Below are 18,952 nucleotides of genomic sequence, written 5' to 3'. Positions count from 1 at the left end.
GGCCCCGCCGATCATCAAAGGCTCAGTGCGCGACCGCCGGCTCGAGCTGCTTCGCCTGGGCGATCCAGCGCCGAACCCGCGTTCCCGGCGGCGCCGTGCGCGCGATGCGGTACTTCCGCTGGACCTGCGCCAGGGTCGTCGCCAGACTCTCCGGGTTACGGTTCCGCAACTCCTTCACGGTATCGACCCCGGAGGCTTCGAGAAGCTCGCTGAACTGCGGGCCGACGCCGGTGATTCGCATCAGGTCAGCGAGGTTGACCCACTTCAGAATCTGCTTCTCCGACAGGCCAGAGCTCTGGGCCAAGGCCTTCCGACCCGTCCGCGTTCCGGCCCGCCGCAGGAGATCCTCGGTGGTCTCGATTCCCGCCGCCATCAGCGTGGCACCGTGCACTTCGCCGATTCCTTCGATTTTTTCGATTCGATACGTCATCAGTCGCCCCTCATGCTTGCCCCGGGACGACAGGCCTCGAACACCCTCAGCCGTCGATCGGCGGAATGCGAAGAACCTGACCCGGGTAGATCTTGTCCGGATCGGTCAGCATGGGCTTGTTGGCTTCGAAGATGACCGGGTACTTGCCGGCGTTGCCGTAGTGATCCCGCGCGATCTTCGAGAGCGAGTCGCCACTCTTGACCGTGTAGAACACCGCCTCCGGCTCCGGCACCTCGACCACCATGCGGTCGTCGACGCGCGCCACCCCGTCCACGTTTCCGGCCGCGAGAACGATCTTCTCGCGCTCGGCCTGGCTCGGGGTCGAGCCTTCGATGGTCGCCACATCACCCACCACGCTGACCTTCAGATCCTCCACCTCCAGGCCGAGATCACCGATGAACTTCACCAGCGCACCAGCGAGCTCGGGATTCGGCTGCGGAGTCTCGGGGGTCGCCTCGGCCTTGCTACCGCCACCGAGGAGCTTCTTACCGGCGTTTACGACGAAATCAAAAATACCCATAGCAAAATCCTCCTTAGGGAAAATCCAACGTCTAGAACTTCTAAGGCGTGAAAGAAACGCTTCGACGCGCTCTACTTCTTGAAGAGATTGCCGAGCAGCTTGCCACCCATCTTGACGGCGTCATCCATCACGTCGCCGTCGCCGTCGGCATCGAGGAACGAGGAGAGCATACCGCCCACGCCGGAAGGCGCCGCGGCTTCAGCCCGCCGACGCTCACCGCTCAGCATGCCGGCGAGATCGGAAATGTCGACACCGCCCGAGCGCTGGCTGCGACCGAGGGCACCCATCACCAGCGGCGCCAGCATCGAGAGCAGCTTGCCGGTGCTGGCACTGTCGAGGCCACTGACCTGCGAGAGCTGGCCTTCGGCGACACCGCGCCGACCGCCGAGAACGTGCTTGAGAATTCCGTCCCCCATCGAGGCGCTCGCCTGACCGCCGCCGAGGAAGCCACCGAGGTCGTCCAGCACGCTGCCGTCATGATCGCGATCGAGGGCGCCGGCCAGGGCACCGGCGCCGTTCGACGAGGAAGCGTTCTTGGCCAGAGCGCCCATCAACATCGGCAGAGCCGCGGACACCGCCTTGCTGGTGGCGCCGCTGTCGGCACCGAGGGCGCCACTCAACTGAGAAAGGGCGTCACCGCCCAGAGCCTGCGTCAAAAGATCCATCGGTGAAGACACACTGACCTCCTTGCATACGAGTGAACAGCGGAGCAATTTCCTGTTCGAGTTCGAGCTCGCCTCAGGTTAGAGCAAAGGCCTTGCCATCCTGCCGAAACGGGCGTCGAAGCGAAGCTGGCACCCGCCAAACCCAAGATTCGAAAAAACTTCAAGACTGCGCTAAAAAGCTAACACTGCTCGTGCCGCGCCGCAACCGTCCGCTGCGGCGAGGGAATTCGTGGAGGGGCACGGAGTTTTTCCCAGGAGTCTCAGATCTCGATTCCGTAGTTTCGGATCTTGTTGTTGAGAGTCTTGACGTCGATGCCGAGCAAGCGCGCCGCCGGCGCCTTGCTGCCCTTGGTGTAGCGCAGAGCCCGAGCCACGTGCAGGCGCTCGACCTCGGACATGGGCAAGGGCGCCTCGACATCCGGCAGGTCGAGCTGGGTCGACGGTCGCAGGCTGGGGGGCAGATCCTGGGCCCCGATCTCGTCCTCCGGCGACAGCAGGATCAACCCCTCGATGGTGTTCATCAGCTCGCGAACATTGCCCGGCCAGGCATACTCCTGCAGCAGCTTGAGGGCCCCCGGAGCGATGCTCTTCGGGCGCCGGCCGGGCAGTTGATAGCGGGTCAAGAAAGTCGCCACCAGCAAGGGAATGTCCTCCTTGCGTTCGCGGAGCGCCGGCACTTCGAGGGTGATGACGCGCAACCGGAAGAGCAGGTCCTGGCGGAAATTCCCGGCCTTGACTTCGGCCTTGAGGTCTTTGTTGGAAGCCGCCACGATGCGAACATCGACCTTGCGGGTCTTGGTGCCACCGACCCGACGCAGCTCGCCGTTGTCGAGGGTCTGCAGCAACTTGGCCTGCATCGCCGAAGTCATCTCGGCGACTTCGTCGAGGAACAGGGTCCCCCCGTTGGCGACCTCGAAGAGGCCCGGCTTGGCCGCCGTCGCGCCGGTGAAGGATCCCTTCTCGTGACCGAACAGCTCGCTCTCGAGGAGCTGATCCTGAAAGGCGCTGCAGTTGACCACCACGAAGGGCTTGTCGCGACGATCGCTGGCTTCGTGGATCGCCCGCGCCGCCAGCGTCTTGCCGGTGCCGGTCTCGCCGTGGATCAGCACCGATGCCGGCGAGGCGGCGATGCGATCGATGGTGTCGAGCAGCTTGAGCACGGCAGCGCTCTGCCCCAGGATCGGGCTCGAAGGCCGCGCCGAAGCCGCCGCCTGGGTCAGCTCCTTGAGCTCGGAGCGTGTCAGGGGACGGGTCAGGAAGTCGTAGGGCCCCTCTTCGGAGGGCTTCGGGAGGCGCCCTTCGGAGGTCGCCGAGAGCATGATCACCTCGCCATAGCGGGAAGTGCCCTGGGCCAGGCGGATCGCCCCGGTGCCGTCTTCGGTCTCGGCGATCTGGACGTCCTGCTCGACCTCGGCGATGCCGCCATCGACCCAAGCCGCCGGCAGTTTGTCGCCATCGTGGATCGCGACCGCCAAGCGACCGTCCGCCGGGAGCGGGCGCTCCAGCAAGATCCGCCTGGGCCGACCATCCTCCGTCAGCAGGACCTGAATCGTTCTTCGTGGCTCCATGAGCTACTGATAGTTATACTGCAAGTTACTCTCGATTCCATACCGAAGAGCAAATTTTTCGCACCGAAACGTCGAATTACCTCGAGCCCCCGGATTGCGCCTCGGCCTACTGACCCGCATCGCCCTCGCCCTCGCCACCGTCGGCCTGGTGCCCCTGCTGCTGACTTCCCTGCGGCTGGTGGGGATCAACCGCGAAAGCATGAGCGAGCAGGTTCTGCGCACCAACGTGGTAGCCACCAACACGGTGGCCGCCAACATCAGCGACCAGGTCGAGAGCCGCCGCTCCCTGGCCCGCGCCGCGGCCAACAATCCGGCCGTTTACAACAACCCTCTGGCCCCCGAAGCCACCGGCTTCCTGAGCTCGTTCTTGGCCGCTCGGCCGGATCTCGGCAGCCTCGCCCTCTACGATTCCGCGGGCACCGAGATCGTGCGCGCCCAGCGCAAGGAGGATGCCGAGCTGATGGGCAGGATCCTGGCCGATCCGGCGACCGACTCGCCGCTCTTGATCGTTCAGGAGGGCCTCTGGTTACGCCTCGAGGTGGCGATGCCGGAGGATCGCGGCACCCTTCGCCTGGTGGCCGACGCCGCCCCGATCACGGAGGCCGTCAACGACAGCTTGATCGGCGATCAGGCCTCCCTCTCCCTGATCGACGCCCAGGGCGGAGTGCTCGCCGGCACTCCCCTGCGCCGCAACGACCTGCCGCAGGAAATCCTCGAAGGCACAGCGCGTGGCTACATCCAGGGCATCCACCGCGAAACGGACGAAGCCGGGCGCGAGATCTTGGCGGCCTTCAACCCGGTACCGAGCACCCCGTGGATGGTGCTCTCGCGACAGCCCGCCGCCGCCGCCGAAGCGGTCTCCCAGACCATGCTGCGCGATTCCCTCACCTCCCTCGGCTTCGCGCTGCTGCTGACCGGCCTGCTGTCGAGCGCCGCCTATGTTTCGATCGTCCGGCCGATCCGCGACCTGACCCGGGTCCAGCGGCGCCTGGCGGGCCTCAGCACGCAACCGTCGCGCGGTAACGAGATCGAAGATCTGCGCGCCTCCTTCGAGCGCCTCGAGCAGCGCATCAAGGACCGCGACGCCCTCGAGCGCATCTTCCTCGGCCGCTACCAGATCCTCGGCATCCTCGGGCAGGGCGCGATGGGCATGGTGTTCCGCGCCTGGGACCCCAAGCTGCAACGCCCGCTCGCCATCAAGACCGTCCACCTCGGCCCGGAGCAAGGAGAGTCGCGTAACGACCACCTCGCCCGCCTGCTCCAGGAGGCGGTGACGGTGGCGCGCTTCCAGCACCCCAACATCGTCGCCGTCTACGACATGGAAGACACCGAGGACATGGCCTACATCGTCATGGAGTTGGTCGATGGGGTCAGCCTCGAGCGTTATCTCGCGGAGCACAAGGTGCTAGCGCCGGGCCCGGCAGCGCTGCTCGGTCAAGCGATGGCCGCCGGCCTCGCCGAGGCCCATCGCGCCGACATCGTCCACCACGACGTCAAGCCGGCCAACATCCTGCTCGGCGCCGATCGCTCGATCAAGGTGGCCGATTTCGGCATCGCCCAGGCCATCTCGACCCTCAACGAAGCCTCCGATCTGGTCTTCGGCACCCCGGGGTATCTACCTCCGGAAGCCCTTCAAGGCATGGGCTATACTCCCGCCGGTGATCTTTTTTCCCTGGGCGTTGTTCTGTATGAAGCGGTGACGGGTCTGAAGCCTTTCGGCGCCGGGACACTCAAACAAATCATCTCGGGAACTCTCCACACGGTCGCAACGCCGGCCCACCAGCTCGATCCTGGAATTCCCCAGGTCTTCGGTGAGCTGCTGGACCGTCTGATGAGCAAGAGTCCCGAGGCTCGCCCGAGCGACGCCGAAAAGGTGGCGAGCTCTTTCGCCGCCATCGCCGAGACCCTCGGGGCCCGCTGGGACGTCGAGATCGAATCCCAGCTCGAAACGGAGCAACTGCGAGACGATGAATCTCCGAAGAGCCTTCTGGTCCACACTCTTCCTGCCGGCGACGCTGTTCGCGGCTGAGCCCGACGCCCTCGTCGTCGCTCCCGGCGACCAAATCCGACTCCAACATTCGCAGCCCGGCCTGGCCGTCGAGGCGGCGATCGATGGCGGCCTCCTGGCTGAGGCAGAGGACGCTTTGGTGACCGCCCCTGCCGAGGAAGGCCTGCACTGGCTGACCTCCGCCAGTCGCGATGCGGCGGGCAATCGCTCGGCGCTGCGCTGGACCCGGCTGCGGGTCGACGCCACACCGCCGGAGGTCACTTTGACGGTCGAGCCCGAGGTGGTCGAAGACACCGCCGGTCAACGCTGGACCTCCCCGACGGCCGCCGTCGTCGCCCGGGGCCGCGATGACTACGCCGGCGTCGCCCGGGTCGAGGTCGACGGCGGTGGCGGCAAGGTCACGGCCGCTGGCGACCAGGCGCGGGGCTCCATCGCAGGCGCCGGAGGCACCGTCATCCTGCAGGGCTGGGCGACGGACGGCGTCGGCAACCGATCCGAGGCCGAGCGACTCGAGCTGCGCCTCGACGCCACCCCCCCGTCGGCGAAGATCTATGTCGAAGGCCCCTGGGCCCGCCTCGGCGAGGTGCTGTTCCTGGGACCCGGCAGCCGCCTGGCGCCCCGCGGCAGCGATAGCGAAAGCGGCTTCGGCGAGTTTCGCGACTATCGCCTCGACGGCGCGGCGGTCCGTGCCGATAGGTGGTCGCCGCCCTGGACCGCCGGCCCCCACCGGGCGACGGTCACGGCAGCCGACCGAGTGGGCAACAGCACCACCACCGAGACCCTCGAGTTCAGCATCGATCTCGAGCCGCCGGCGATCGTCTGGAACCTGGTGGATGTCGATGAGATCAATCAGCTCCACATCGTGGCGGCGCGGGCGGAAGACGCCGGTGCCGGCCTGCAACGGCTCGAATGGTCCGAGGACGGCGCCACCTGGCGCCCTGCCGACGAACCCTTCGCCACCGTTGGTCACCGGATCACTCTGCGGGCGACCGACCGGGTCGGTAATCAAGCCAGCGAAGTGGCCGATATCGCGGCCACCGTGGCCGCGATCAACGCCGGGGGTGCGCCATGAGACGCTCGCTGCTGACGCTGATGTTCGCCCTCGTGCTGGCTCCCATCGCCAGCGCTCAGGGCGGCCCCGAGCCGCGCCCCGGTGACGAGGTCGGCAACCACACGGTGCGCCCCGGCGAGACCCTGCGCGGCATCACCAAGCTCTACCTCGGCACCGAAGATCTGTGGCGCGAAAACTACCGCCTCAATCCGGACCTGGCGGATCCCGATCTGCTCAGCATCGGACGCCAGCTGCGGGTGATCATCAACCGCGAGCTCCCGCCGCGGGTCGCACGGGTGATCGAGGTCTCTCGCAAGGTCAACAAGAAACCCCAACCGGCGCCCTGGACCGCCGCCCGGCGCGGCGACCTGCTGCGCGAGCAGGATGGCATTCGGACCTTCCGCAAGGCCTCGACCAACATCGAGTTCGACGACGGCACCCGCCTCTCGATGACCGAGGACTCGCTCATCTTTCTGCGCCGCGTCGGCGCCACCCTCACCGGAATCAAGCAGGAGACGATCGAAATCGTCACCGGCCAGGCAGACCTGGTGGCGCGACCGGAGCGACCGGGAGCATCGGACATCGAAATTCTCATCGGCGGCACCACCGCCCGCCCGAAGGCCGGCGCCGGCGGCGTCGCCGAAGGTCGCCTGCGCAAGGACGAGTCGGGCGGCGCTCAGTTGATGGTTTACGCCGGCGAGAGCCAGGTGGAATCGGGCGGCGCCGAGGTCTCGGTGCCCAAGGGCATGGGAACAACCGTCGAGGAAGGCAAGGCGCCGAATCCGCCGGAACGCCTGCTGCCGGCACCGCGGTTGACCGATGACGGCGACTCGTGGCCTTATCCCAATCCGCGCTTCCGCTGGCAGGAAGTGAAGGGCGCCGAGGCCTACGTGGTCGAGGTCTGTCCCGACCGTGACTGCAACCTCCGCCTCGAGCAGGCGAAGGTGACGACCACCGCCTGGAGCGCCACGGCGCTGCCCGTGGGCGAGCACCACTGGCGCGTGACGGCGGTCTCCGCCAGCGGCCTCGACGGTTTCCCGGCGGCCACCCGCCCGGTCGCCATCCTGGGCGACAAGGAGGATCTGGAAGCGCCGGTGGTGGCGGTTCAGATCGAGGGCCTGGGGCGCTCCGCCAGCGCCGACACGGTGGTCCTCGGCGCCGGCGGCCGACTGCGCCTCGAAGCCCACGACGACGTCGCCGGTGTCGCCGAGGTGACCTATCGCTGGGGCGACGGCGGCTGGCAGACCTGGCAGGATCGCAGCCTCGACCCACCGAACGGCGACGGCCCGCACCGCCTCGACTTCCAGGCGACGGACAACATCGGCCGTGAATCCCAGATGTGGAGCGTCGAGGTCACCAGCGATCGCCAGGGCGCCGAGCCGCCGACCCCGGTACGGGTCGAGACCACTCCCTGATCTCACCGATCGGAAGCGCACCGGTCTTCAATCCGTTCCCCGCGCGATGACCCCATGAGCCGCGTCAAGCCGGGTAGTTATTCAGCTTCGTCAATACACAAAACTCCTGGACTGAACGTTCCGCAAACGCACTTGTAACCACCCCCGGCACTCGGACAGTTGGGGTCTTCAAGAAGATCGCACTCAAGAGCCACACACTCATCTTTGGTGAGAAGAGCCGGTCCCAGCCCGGCGCAAAAACCCTTGTCCACCGTCGCTGAGTCACACACGACATCGGCCCGAATCACCAGGGTCTCTCCATTCGGCCCCTGAATAGTCTGGAAGCGCAGCAGGGAGCCAACGCCCAGTCCGGAGAACTTGCGTCGCACACTCAAGCTGACCCGGAGGGGAGAGAAGTCTCCGCACTGAGCAACAACGATTTCGTCTCCCTCATCCGCCATCAGCCAGGAAATCCGCTCGTCGCCTGCTGTCGCCCGGGACGCCGTTGTCGGTTCCCGCCCGACCTCTTGCAGCGAACCTAAATCCTGCGAGCGAGCCTCGACTCCAAGGGTCAGCAGGCTGACGACCAGAAACATCAGGGAATTCCAACGAGTTGACAGAACCATAAGTCGGTCTCCTTAGTTTCTCTCTATCAGCCCAGCGCCGTGGCCGGACGGCCGAGGTCTTCGTGGGGCAGGCCACCGAAGATCTTGTCGATGATCTTGAGAAGCTCGGAGATGACGCCCTTGAGCAAGTCCCCGACCGGCAGGAATTCGAGCAACACGCCGACGATCTCCTTGACCAGCTCGAGCCAGGGAATGCGGCGCGCGCCGTTTTCCATTCGAATACTGACCGCCGGCCCGGCATCGGCTCCGGTCGGTACCTGCGTCGCTGCCACGGCAGCCTTCAAGAGGTCTCGACTACCGGTGCTTTCGAGCTTCTCCTGCAACGCACCGCGACCTTCGGCGGTCATCTCCTCGATCTCGCGGCGCAAGGCCGTCACATAGCTCTGGCGCACGCTGCCGAGGGCGTCGAGGGTCGGTCCGACGGCGGCTGCGAGATCGGCCGAGAAGGGATCCTCGACCCGCGACCGACGCTCGAGGCCGGCAAGGCTCTGCTCGAGCAATTCGACACAGTCCTGGAGATAGCTCTTCGACGGCCTTCCTGCATCAGATTTCTTTTCGTTCGGCACCACAGACCTCCTTTGCGTTCGGCGAGCCCCGCATCCTGTGAGGCTCGCCAGTGAGTGTTCAGGGAGGAGTAATCCGATGCACCAAGGGAAGGGTTACTGCGGGCAGAACCTTGCGCTACGCAGAGCGCACTCGCCAGGTGATCCGACCGACCTCGCGACCGCGCCAGAGCTGGCGAATCGCCACTTCGTGTCCGACCTCGAGATCGCCAGCGGGCAAGACCAGCTTGGCCGGCAGACAGGCCGCCACCGGCAGGCGCAGGTCGCGGAAGCGCAGCCGCGGCCAGGCGGGCAGCTCGAGGGACGAGCCGCTCACCGAGATCCACGGACGCCGCTGGCGCAATGACTGAATCAGCGCCGCCGGCCCTGCGAGACGCACCGCCGCCGCCGAAGGCAGGCGGCGGATCACCTCGAGATCGAAGCGCCGGGACTGGTCCGGCGCTCCGGTCACCTCGAAGGAGAGCTCGACTTCCTGGGGGCCCGAGACATCGATCGCGTGGAGATTGCGAATCGCGTAGCCATGGCCGCCGATCACGTACCGCCACCAGCGCGAGCGGTCGAAGTCGCGGCTGGTCAGGGGCGGCGGTGGGGCGTCGTCCGAGTTGCGCAGGTAGGAGACCCACGCCATCCCAGCCGCGGCGTCCGGACCGACCTGCCAGCGAAAACCCGCCACCGGGGCGAGCTGATCACCGGCCGGCACCACCGCTCCCGGCGAGGTGATCAGGGTCTCGAGGTCGAGACCGACCTGGCCAGGCCAATGCAGCGCTGGATACCAACGATCCGGCGTCAGCAAGGTGGCCACCGGCGCCGGCCAGACGGAGACCCGGACCGAGTCGCCAGACAGGGCACCCCGATTGCGGGCGCGCACCAGCACCCGGAGATCGTCGCCCGGCTTCAGCTCGACGGCACCGCCCGGCGTCGCATCGTCGACCCACGGGCCGAGCTCGCCGCTGGCTTCGTCCTGGGCCTGCTCCGCGGCAGAATCTACCGGTAGCGGAAGGACCAAGACGTCGGGGCACGAGCTGGCGCCCTGTGGCAAGCTCGAGCCGAAACCGTCGTCGCCCACGAAGCGCCGCTGGTAGACCTCGGCGGCGAGCCCGAGGCCGCGCCCGACAACCCGCCGGAGATCGGGCATGACGCCAATGAAGCCGCCAACACCGGGCCCCTGAGGCGTTCCCCAATCAGGCTCCGAGAGCAGGCGCCGCAGCATCAGCGGCGACAGCCAAGCCGCCATCTCCGCATAGTGCAGGCACTGCACCAGGGCCGCCGCCGTGGCGATGATGGGAGCGGCGCTGCTGGTGCCGTTGAAGGTGTTGGTGTAGAAATCATCGAGGTCGGCGGCGGTGGCTCCGGCATCGAAGTCACCGTAGCCGCCACTGGTGACCCCCTCTCCCCAGGCGAAGCAGTCGACTCGCGATCCATAGTTCGAGAAGGAGGCGCGATCGTGGGGTAATGCCGCCTCGGCCGCCCCCACCAAAATGGCGCCGGAGTCGACAAAGGCAGACCCCCGACGATCGAGGGAACGCCGGCCCTCGGGATCCCGCAGGCGATCGAGGTCGTAGCCACCGTTGCCGGCCGCTTCGACCACCACCACGCCACAGGACACCGCCAGCCGGATGGCATCGCGGTCCGCCGGATCGAGCTCGGTGGGCCGGCGGCCGCGCTGGACCTCGAGCAGAAGAAGGTCGCCGACACCGGCGCGACGCTGCCCCAGGGCCGTCAGCAGGCAGCCGACGATGGCCTCGGCGACATTGCCATTGAAGTCTCCGAAGGGAGTGCTCTCGGCGCGCCGGAAGTGGCTGGCGGTGGCGAATCGGCAGGCTTTGCGCAGGGGCCCGCGAAGGCGAGAGCTGCCCACCATCTCTCCCAGCACCGCGGTGCCGTGGTGACCGAGATAGCCGCCGTGACCGTGTCGGTTGTGGTTGACCAGCGGCGCCGCCACCGAGCCCGCGAGCTCGTGATGACTGAGAATCCAGCCCTGCTCGCAGTCGTAGAGGGTCGCACTCTTGGTGGTCGACAAGGCCTCCACCTGGGCCTGCGCCCAGGTGCCGGAGATTCCCACCGGAGCGTCGTCGAGGAAATCCTGCAGGCCCGTGAAGCCGGCGCCGCCGGCGTTGGTTTCGGTCGCCTGGAGCTCGGCATAGGCGAGATCGACCTCCGGCAGGGCATTGAAGCGCTCCACCAAGTCGTCGAGGCGGTGCGCCGCCGGCCGAGCATCCACCCGCCAGTAGGAGGTCAGGCTGTGGAGCGGCGGCAGCGCACCGGTCGCGGCCTCCTTCTCGAGTCTGGTCAGGCCGTCCAGAAAGGTCTCGCGATTGCCGCGAGGGACCGTCGGAGAGGTTCGTTCCTGCGAAAAACCAGACGGCAGATCGATCAACGGCCGAGTGGTGAGCTGGCAATCGCCGTCGCTGTCGAGCTGCTCGGCGGCCCAGGCCAATGCCTGTCGCAGGCCGGTCGCTCCCCAGCGCCGGGCATGCTCGTCGAGGTCGGCCTCGGCGTCGGGGCGCGGCACCAACCCCGGCACCAGGCGGAGGATGACAAAGCCACTGCGCGTACCAGACGCCCAATCTTCAGCGTCGGCCTCGGCGCCTGCCGTCGGGACCGAGGACGGCAGGGCCAAGGCCGGTAGCGCCAGCACCGGCAGCCCCACCAGCGGGCCGCCACAGACACTGCAGACGCCCGGGGCGCTGCCAGCGCCAGGCCCATCGAACGGCCCCGCCGACGAGTCCTCGAGGGGGGGACGAACGTTGTCCCGGCCCGGGTCGCCGGGAGTCCAAGAAGAATCTTCGAGGGGAGGGCGAACATTGTCCCGGCCCGGATCCCCCGGCGACGTCGAGGCCTGCGGCCAGCCCCCGCCGCCCCCCGAAAGGTGATGAAAATAGGCTCCCGAAGACCGGCAGCAGAGACAGAGGTTCGCGACGGAGGGCTGAGAGAAATCTCGATTCATAGCGACATCCTCCCGGGCCGGCCTCGCGGACGACCCAATGAAATCAAGGTCAAGAGCCCGGGCCTCTCATCCACCGACGGCGGCGCAGGGAGGACGCGCCGCGCAGCGCTGAGACACCCGGACCAGGGTGGGAGAGCACTCTCCCCGAAAGGTCTAATCCCAGACGAGAGAAAACGGGGGACTCGGGCTAGCAGGCTGCTGAAAAAGTCCGCTTCGCGACTTTTCCAGCGCTGCTAGCTGTTTTTTCCGAGAGGGGCTACGCGCCCCTGACTGCGCGTCCCGCTCCGGCTCAAGAAGCGTGGTTCTTGGGCCTCCTCTCCCGTCGCGGCGGCTACGCCACCGCCGGGCCCTTCCGGGCCCGGAAGCAGGTTGCTGAAAAAGTTCAGTTTCGAGGACTTCCTGCCCGGGTGGGACCCCGAGACCAGCGGGCGAGGCAGCGGCAAAGCCGCTGAGGACGGGGGTGAAGGCGCACGACATGCGCGAAGCCGGGCCGCGTAGGCCTTTGGGGGGGCGCCTCGTAGCCCCCCTGAAATAAACAGCAGGCGCTTGAATAAGTCGCCACGCGACTATTTCAGCAGCCTGCTAGCGCCAGTCGCCCTGCAGCACTAGCGGCGCCCAGCGATGCGGCGGGGCCCCGGACCGCAGGGCACGCACCTGGGCCTGCTGCAGCGCCCGGGCCGGGGCGGCCCCCGCCGACAGGCTGGCGAAAAGATCCGCCACCAGGTCGGCGGTGCCCTCGTCTTCGACCTGCCAGAGGGAGGCGATCACCCGCGGGCTTCCGGCGACGAAAAATCCCCGCACCAGGCCGTTCACCAGCCCCTCGCCGAGGACCTGCCGCCCTTGCCCGGACTCGCAGGCGCTCAGGACGGTGAGATCGGCGCCCAACCGCAGGCCTGCCAACTGATAGGCGAAGAGACTGCCGGTAACCGCTCGGCAGTCGCCGTCGCGCTGCGTGAAGACCAGCCGCGACCGCCCCGGGTGGGCCTCGTCGGATCGCCCGTGGACGGCGAGCAGAAGCCATCGATAGTCGGCCAAGGTGCCGTCGAGGAGGAGCTCCTTTGAAGCCTCGGCACCGACGAAGCAGTCACCACCGTTGGCGCGACAGACCGTCGCCACCTCTCGCCCGGAGCCCGGCAGCCGCGGCAGAACCGAGGCGCTACCGGCGCCGGAGGGACAGCGCTCGTCGTCGCGCGAGTAGATGGCGTCCCCCACCGCCGCCAGGGCTTGGCCAGCCGGCGCCCGCTCGGCCGACAAGGAGCGCATCTGGGCGACGACCGAGAGCGACGGCACCGACGACACCGGATGGCTTTCGATCAACCAGGGCGAAGACTCACAATTGCCTTGCGCCGGGTGTGGCAGGGCGCCGAAGGGCACCGTTTGCAGGGCACCATCAGCCGAGATCGCCAGATGCTCGTCGGAACGCTCGGCGAGGCGCCGAGCCAGGGGGCCGAGGAGCTCGCCGGCGAGGCGGCAAACGGCCGGTGAACGGCTCCCCCGGCGGTCCCGTCGTCGCAGATCATCGACCGCGGCCCGGGCGAGGAGCTCGAGGGTCGAGCGGTCTGCGAGCTGGTGGAGGGCGAGCTTCCGGGAGTCGACCTCCCAGAGATAGCTGCGCTCCTCTCCCAGGTGATAAACCAGCAGGACCTCACCAGGCTGCAGCAGGGCCTGCATCTGGGCGGCGGACCGGATGCGTGGCCGCAGCGCCGGCGGGCCACCTCCCGGGCCGGCGCCGATCTCCGTCAGGCGATCGTGGAAGGACCGTGCCCGGCCCGCCTCCACGGCCTCGAGGGCGACCTCGGAACGGCCTGATCCCACCAGGAGATCGACGTAGGTTTGGCGATGGCTATGGGCCGCCGCGATCAGATCGCTGCGGCGCTCCTCTCCGGCCACCTCGAGGCGCATTCGCGAGAACAGATTCATCGCCCGCGCCGCCGTCGACAAGGCTTCCGGCTCACGGCCGAGGGCCACCAGGGCCCGAGCCCGCACCGCCAATGCGACGGCCAGCGCCGGCGAATCGCCCTCCTCCTCGGCCCAGCGTCGCGCCGCCGCCGAAAGCTCGAGGGCCCGCTGCGCCTCACCGGCGCGCAGGTATATCTCCCCGAGAAGACGAAACCCATGGTCACGGCGCCCCTTGCAAACCTCCTCGGCGAGCAACCTCTCGGCCCGCTCCGCCCGCTGCCAAGGGGACCCCTCGACCCCCAGCCTGCCCTCGACCACCGCCAGCCGCGCCAAGTCCCGGGGCTCGCTGCAGTCTCCCGTCGAGCTGCCCAGCCGAAGGGCCTCGGTCAGATCCTCCGCCGCCGCCTCGAGAGCCGAGCGCTCGCCCGCCGTCAGGGCTTCGGCCTCGGGATCGACGGCGGCGATCTCGACCAAGGCGAGAGCGCTCAACGAATCGCGCAGCTCAGGGGCATAACCTCGAGCCCGCGAGATGGCGGCGGCCCGCTGCAGGTGATCACGGGCGAGGTCGAAGTTGCGGAAGGGGCGCAGGAACAGCATGCCCAGGTTGTGCAGCGTGTAGGCCCGGTCGACCTCGTGGTACGGCTCTTCCCAGAAGGCGAGCGCGCCGCGGTACCACTCGAGCGCCTGCTGCAGCTCCCCAAGGCGCTGATGGCACTGACCCAAGCCATGATGGGCCTTGCCGAGAACGACCGGGTTCTCGAGGCGGCGAGCCAGGTCGAGGCTACGGTGGTAGACCGGCAGCGCCGCCCGCGGCCGATTGTCGTGGATCAGCACAGCCCCCTGGCGGTTGCCGGCATAGGCGGCGAGAACGGTTTCGGAGGCACCCTCGAAGAGGGACGCCGCGCGGCCATAGGCGGAAGCGGCGCGCCGCCACTGACGCTGGCGCCCGAACCAATCACCGATGGCGTCGAGGGCTTCACCTTCGCCCACCGGCTCCCCGAGATCGCGAAATCGCTGGGCGATCCGGCGCAGCTCCGGCAGGGTCTCCGCTTCGGCAATCGTCGCTCGGGCGGCGGCCAGATCTCGGTAGGCCGCCACCAAGGCGCGATCTCGCTCCGATGCTGCTCGCAGCGCCCCGAGCTCGACCCGATAGTGCCCGCCCCCAACCCGCGCCAGCGGCGTGATCACGAGGTGGTGTCGGCCAGCCGTCTGGCTCACCGCCAGAAGGTGCTCCGGCCCCCGGTAGTCGATCAGCCGGTCTTGCACCGCCAGAGGTTCTCCGGCGGGGGTCAGTAGACGCAGCTCGACATCGACACCGCGCTGCTCGACAACCACCTCGAGGCGCTGGCTCGCCGCCGCCTCGAAGGCCAAGCAGACGATGGACTCGGACTGCGCCGGGGAAATCTCCACGGCCTGGCCGGCGGTCAGATCGAGGGCCCGGCGACAGGCCTCCCGGACCGCCGAGTCGCGATCTCCAGCGGGCGAGCAGGCAGCCAGCAGGGAGGCGGCGCCAAGGCACCAGCCGGCGCCGACTCTGCGCCAGCCAACGGCTGCTCCAGGTATCAAGTTCGGAGACATAGGCCCTCGCAGCGGAGGTTCGGTGAGAAAGGCGGGCTAGTCCCCGACCACCCGAAAGCGATAGGAGAAGGGCGCCACGGCTCCGTCGCAGCGCAACTCGACACGATAGCTGCCGACCTCAGGGCGGAGAGCGAAGTAGACCTTGCCGGCCATCAGTCGCAACTCCGCGAGGGAACGCCCCTCCGCGCCCTCCTGAAGCAGCTCGCCGGAGCAGACCTCACCCCGCGCCTGGGCGAGGGCTTCGACATAGAGCCAGTCGGCCCCGGCAGCACCGACGGTGGCCTCGCCGGGATCGTCGTGCACGAGCTGCAGCACCGGCCCCGGCCCTCGGGTGCCAAACTGCGCCGTGTCTTCGCCGCGCACCACCCCCTGCTCCTCGGGCGGCCTGACGTTGGCCACCAGCATCTCCCCGCCGTTGCCGGGAGCGCGCAGCAGCGCCGCCCCGACCGCCAGCACCAACGATGCCGCGGCAATCCATGACACCAGCACCCGGCCCGACGGCCCGGCGGCTCCTGCGATGGGCGGACTGCCAGCGGTCGGGCCCTCGGCTCGCTCGAGGCGCTCGCGAAAGTCGTCGAAGTCGGCGGTGACCGCCCGCTGGTCCGCCCCGTCCCTCGGCGGCGCTGCCTCCAAGAGCGCCGCGAGGTCGACCAGGCGCGCGGCGAGCGCGGGATCCGCCGTCGCGGCCTCCCGCATCTGGTCCTCGGCCGCCTCCGGCAGGGTCCCTTCGAGGTAAGCGCAAAGGGTGTCGTCGGAGAGCTCCGCACCATCCACGGCGTCCACCGCCGCTCGCCGCAGCTCCTGCACCAATTCGTTGCGCAGCGTCTCGTCGTTCATGGATCCTCCGGCCCGTCGAGGTCGAGCGAGCCCAACTCTTGCTTCAAGCGCTGGCGAGCCCGGCTCAGATGCACCTTGACCGTCTCGGGGCTCAAGCGCAGAACCACCGCGATCTCACGATAGCTCAGCTCCTGCTGCAGCCGCAGCGTCAAGCAGCGCCGCATCTGGCCCGGCAGGTTGCGAACCGCGGCTCGCACCCGCTCCCGCCGCTCACCCGCGAGGGCGCGGTGGAGCTGCTGCTCCGCAGTCCCTTCTCCGCGCCCCAGGGCGTCCAAAGAGGTCTCGACCGCAGAACGCTTCGCCGTCGCCGACGCCCGCAGCTTCTTCAGCCAGCAGGTCTCGGCGATGCGGAAGATCCAGCCCTCGAAGCGGTCCGAGTGTCGATAGCCCTCCAATCCCTTGTAAATCCCGAGAAAGGTCTCTTGGGTTAGGTCGAGGGTTTCTTCGGCCGGCACCCCACGACGCCGGAAGAAGCCCAGCAGCGCTCGGTGATAGGTCTCGTAGACGAGACGGAAGCTGGCCTCGCGATCACGACCCGCGCAGAAATCCTCGATGGCACGGGCCACCCGCCGCCGGCGCAGACTCCGGTCGGTCCCGGCGGAGCGAGGGGACGAGGTTGGTTCCATACACCTATCAATCGAGAGGTCGAAAGATTTCGTAAGTCTCTCACAGCTAACAACCGGCCATTTCCACGACCACGGGGATCACCGTGAGCGACTAGAGACCGTCGTCGACGAAGCGTGCCGGAAAGATCTCGAGACCGCTGGGCAAGAAGAAGCGCAGACCGCGCAGGGCGACGAAGCCGGGGTGGTCGGGCTGCTCGGCAGCGGTCGGCGTGCGCAGGGCGACTTTCCAGGTGCGCGCCCGGCGACTCGCAAAGCTCACCAGCTCGTCGGCCCCGGAGGGAGTCCGCCGCAGGAACTCGAAGACCGCGCTGCCGACCGGCTGACCGCTACAGGCGACGGTGCTCGCGGCGCAAGCGGCGGCATCGGCGACGCCGCAGAAGCAGCGCCGCTCGACCTGCACCTCGCGCGCCCGGTGAACGCCGCCGGAGTGGCCGGTGTGGACCTTCACCAGGCCGAGCTCCACCTCCTGCGGGAACTCCACCGTCAGGGACACCCAGGCGCCCGGGGTCACCGCCTGGGGGTGCCAGGAGCTGGCGGCCTCGAAAGCCTTACTGCCCAGACGCACCGACTGGTCCGAGCCCACCACGTTTTCGACGCCACCACCCCAAGTGCCGACGGAGGTCGCCACCACCCGCGGCTCGGCGGCCGGGTAGATCTCGCGCACGGTGCCCTCGACTTCGCCGAAGAGGCGCACACCGCGCAGCACCACATGGCCCGAATCGCCGGCTTGCAGCCAGAGATGAAACACCCGGGCGCGATGCTTGAAGGGAATCGTCTGGTTGGCGCTGGCGAAAAAGGCGGCGGTCTCGAAGCTGGAGCCGGCGCGAACCCGCACTCGTTTTGCCCGGTGAGTGCCGCTGCCATAGCCCGAATAGACGTCGATACGACGCAGGTCCACCTCCTCCGGAAAGGCGATCGACACCACCGCCCAGCCCTGCGGTCCGAGGTCCTTCGAATGCCACATGTGGATGCCGTCGAAGGGATCGAAGAACTGCGGCATGGGATTGTCGTCACCACCGAGCAGCACCGAAGGCGGCGTCCAGAACCCCTCGTGGGTCCAGGCCGACAACAGCTCAAGGGTCTGGTGACCGGGAATCGGCGTATCGCCGAGGCCACTGAGCTCGAAGACCTCGAGGCCCGGCGCGTCCACCGGCCGTTCCACAACCAGCCCCGGGAAAACACGATCGTTCTGGCTCAGGATGCGCAGATCCTCGGCGATCAGGCTCCCGGGCAGGGCGTCGATGACGGCGTCGCCGGGATAGGTACAGGCGCCGTCGCTCGGATTCGACGACGACTGAGCATGGCCGCAGCCGTAGATCCAGTTGGCGGAGTTGTAGCTCATCACCGAAGGGCTGCCGTTGATCGACAGCCGCGCCGGGCAGGCCGCCGTATCGCCGCAGAAGTCGCTGACGTGGGGCAGGCCGAAGGCATGGCCGAGCTCGTGCAGCAGGGTGGAAAAGAAATGCACCGGCGATCCGGCACGGTCGACCTCCACCAGCTCCCTGCGAAAGTTGAAGATGGCGAAACCGCCACCGGAGTCGTAGCCGTGGTTGAGCTTGCGGCCGCCGGCGATGTGGATCGGCTCGCCGACGGCGGCGATGGCGAAGACGAAGGGACAGCTTCCCTGACGACAGTCGACCGCCGCCAAGACTTCGGCGAGGAAGGGATACTCGCCGGCAGCGTAGGCGTTCGCCATCTCGGCCCGGCTGAGGGCCGAGCGCACCACCAGCGGCTGCAGCACCGACCGCCGCTCCCGCACCTCCACGGCGCGGCCCTGCCAGCTAGCCAGCCGGAAGGTGCCGCGGTCGGTTCCGAGGGTGGGATGGCGCAGCATGGCGCGGTACTTGCGCTGCGCCATGCGGAGGAAGATGCCGAGATTCTGGCGCCCGCGGCGGAACTCGTCGCGGTGGGACGACCTCATCGGCCGACGCACCAAATCCCGGCCGCTGGTCCCGGCCTCGACCAGATGAAGCTGGTCCGCCGGCACCAGCACCACCGGCAGCACGAAGACTCGCGCCGGCGGTAAGAGGGCACTCGACGGCACCGCCACCGGCGACATGGCCGCCGCTGGCGACCCCCACCCCCGCGACGGCGACAGACCAAGCACCGTCACGGCGGCGAGGGCCCAGAGCAGCGCTGCCCGAACACCGGGACAACGGTTCGCAGTCTTCCCATCCCTCATCGCGGACCACCTCCTGAACGGGCCTTCCCCGTTTCAGGCGTGGCGATCGCGAGGGTCG

14 protein-coding genes are annotated in these 18,952 nt (G+C 68.2%); 3 read left to right on the top strand and 11 right to left on the bottom strand.

Annotated features, from left to right (window positions below; genetic code table 11):
- Nucleotides 1-22 precede the first annotated feature (22 nt).
- The 4 genes from AAF604_02930 to AAF604_02915 all read right to left on the bottom strand — a co-directional run bounded on the left by AAF604_02930 (nt 23) and on the right by AAF604_02915 (nt 3,183).
- Nucleotides 23-430, bottom strand: coding sequence for a DUF4332 domain-containing protein (locus tag AAF604_02930; protein MEM7048581.1), 408 nt, complete (start codon nt 428-430; stop codon nt 23-25).
- A gap of 46 nt (nt 431-476) precedes the next feature.
- Complete coding sequence (lysM, locus tag AAF604_02925; GenBank protein ID MEM7048580.1) at nt 477-950, bottom strand: peptidoglycan-binding protein LysM; 474 nt, start codon at nt 948-950, stop codon at nt 477-479.
- 71 nt (nt 951-1,021) lie between these two features.
- Nucleotides 1,022-1,627 (bottom strand): DUF937 domain-containing protein, encoded by a 606-nt coding sequence (locus tag AAF604_02920; protein MEM7048579.1) that lies wholly within the window; start codon nt 1,625-1,627, stop codon nt 1,022-1,024.
- A 248-nt stretch (nt 1,628-1,875) separates the two neighbouring features.
- Nucleotides 1,876-3,183, bottom strand: a complete 1,308-nt coding sequence (locus tag AAF604_02915) for a sigma-54 dependent transcriptional regulator (GenBank protein ID MEM7048578.1) — start codon at nt 3,181-3,183, stop codon at nt 1,876-1,878.
- 94 nt (nt 3,184-3,277) lie between these two features.
- Here AAF604_02915 and AAF604_02910 point away from each other — a divergent pair, with 94 nt between their 5' ends.
- Genes AAF604_02910 through AAF604_02900 form a run of 3 tightly spaced genes read left to right on the top strand, consistent with a single transcriptional unit; the run spans nt 3,278 to nt 7,657 of the window.
- A complete protein-coding gene (locus tag AAF604_02910) occupies nt 3,278-5,212 on the top strand; it encodes a serine/threonine protein kinase (GenBank protein MEM7048577.1) in 1,935 nt (644 codons plus the stop codon).
- The gene (locus tag AAF604_02905; GenBank protein MEM7048576.1) at nt 5,151-6,263 is read left to right on the top strand and encodes a hypothetical protein; all 1,113 of its coding nucleotides are present in this window, start codon (nt 5,151-5,153) and stop codon (nt 6,261-6,263) included. Before AAF604_02910 ends, AAF604_02905 begins: the two co-directional genes overlap by 62 nt.
- Nucleotides 6,260-7,657, top strand: coding sequence for a hypothetical protein (locus AAF604_02900; GenBank protein ID MEM7048575.1), 1,398 nt, complete (start codon nt 6,260-6,262; stop codon nt 7,655-7,657). The genes AAF604_02905 and AAF604_02900 overlap by 4 nt, the downstream gene beginning before the upstream one ends.
- 77 nt (nt 7,658-7,734) lie before the next feature.
- Here the strand turns inward: AAF604_02900 and AAF604_02895 are convergent, their stop codons facing one another.
- The 7 genes from AAF604_02895 to AAF604_02865 all read right to left on the bottom strand — a co-directional run bounded on the left by AAF604_02895 (nt 7,735) and on the right by AAF604_02865 (nt 18,894).
- A complete protein-coding gene (locus AAF604_02895; GenBank protein MEM7048574.1) occupies nt 7,735-8,262 on the bottom strand; it encodes a hypothetical protein in 528 nt (175 codons plus the stop codon).
- A 26-nt stretch (nt 8,263-8,288) separates the two neighbouring features.
- Nucleotides 8,289-8,828: a hypothetical protein gene (locus AAF604_02890; protein ID MEM7048573.1), complete on the bottom strand. Its 540-nt coding sequence runs from the start codon at nt 8,826-8,828 to the stop codon at nt 8,289-8,291.
- A gap of 115 nt (nt 8,829-8,943) precedes the next feature.
- Nucleotides 8,944-11,772, bottom strand: coding sequence for a S8 family serine peptidase (locus tag AAF604_02885; GenBank protein ID MEM7048572.1), 2,829 nt, complete (start codon nt 11,770-11,772; stop codon nt 8,944-8,946).
- Between the two features lie 582 nt (nt 11,773-12,354).
- Nucleotides 12,355-15,249: a CHAT domain-containing tetratricopeptide repeat protein gene (locus tag AAF604_02880; protein MEM7048571.1), complete on the bottom strand. Its 2,895-nt coding sequence runs from the start codon at nt 15,247-15,249 to the stop codon at nt 12,355-12,357.
- 36 nt (nt 15,250-15,285) lie between these two features.
- The gene (locus tag AAF604_02875) at nt 15,286-16,086 is read right to left on the bottom strand and encodes a hypothetical protein (protein MEM7048570.1); all 801 of its coding nucleotides are present in this window, start codon (nt 16,084-16,086) and stop codon (nt 15,286-15,288) included.
- The gene (locus tag AAF604_02870; GenBank protein ID MEM7048569.1) at nt 16,083-16,712 is read right to left on the bottom strand and encodes a sigma-70 family RNA polymerase sigma factor; all 630 of its coding nucleotides are present in this window, start codon (nt 16,710-16,712) and stop codon (nt 16,083-16,085) included. The genes AAF604_02875 and AAF604_02870 overlap by 4 nt, the downstream gene beginning before the upstream one ends.
- A gap of 91 nt (nt 16,713-16,803) precedes the next feature.
- Nucleotides 16,804-18,894 (bottom strand): hypothetical protein, encoded by a 2,091-nt coding sequence (locus tag AAF604_02865; GenBank protein MEM7048568.1) that lies wholly within the window; start codon nt 18,892-18,894, stop codon nt 16,804-16,806.
- Nucleotides 18,895-18,952 lie beyond the last annotated feature (58 nt).

This window comes from Acidobacteriota bacterium (assembly GCA_039028635.1).
Taxonomy (GTDB): Bacteria; Acidobacteriota; Thermoanaerobaculia; order Multivoradales; family JBCCEF01; genus JBCCEF01.
Note: the sequence above shows the minus strand (reverse complement) of the source record. Positions and strands in the feature narration are given on the sequence as shown.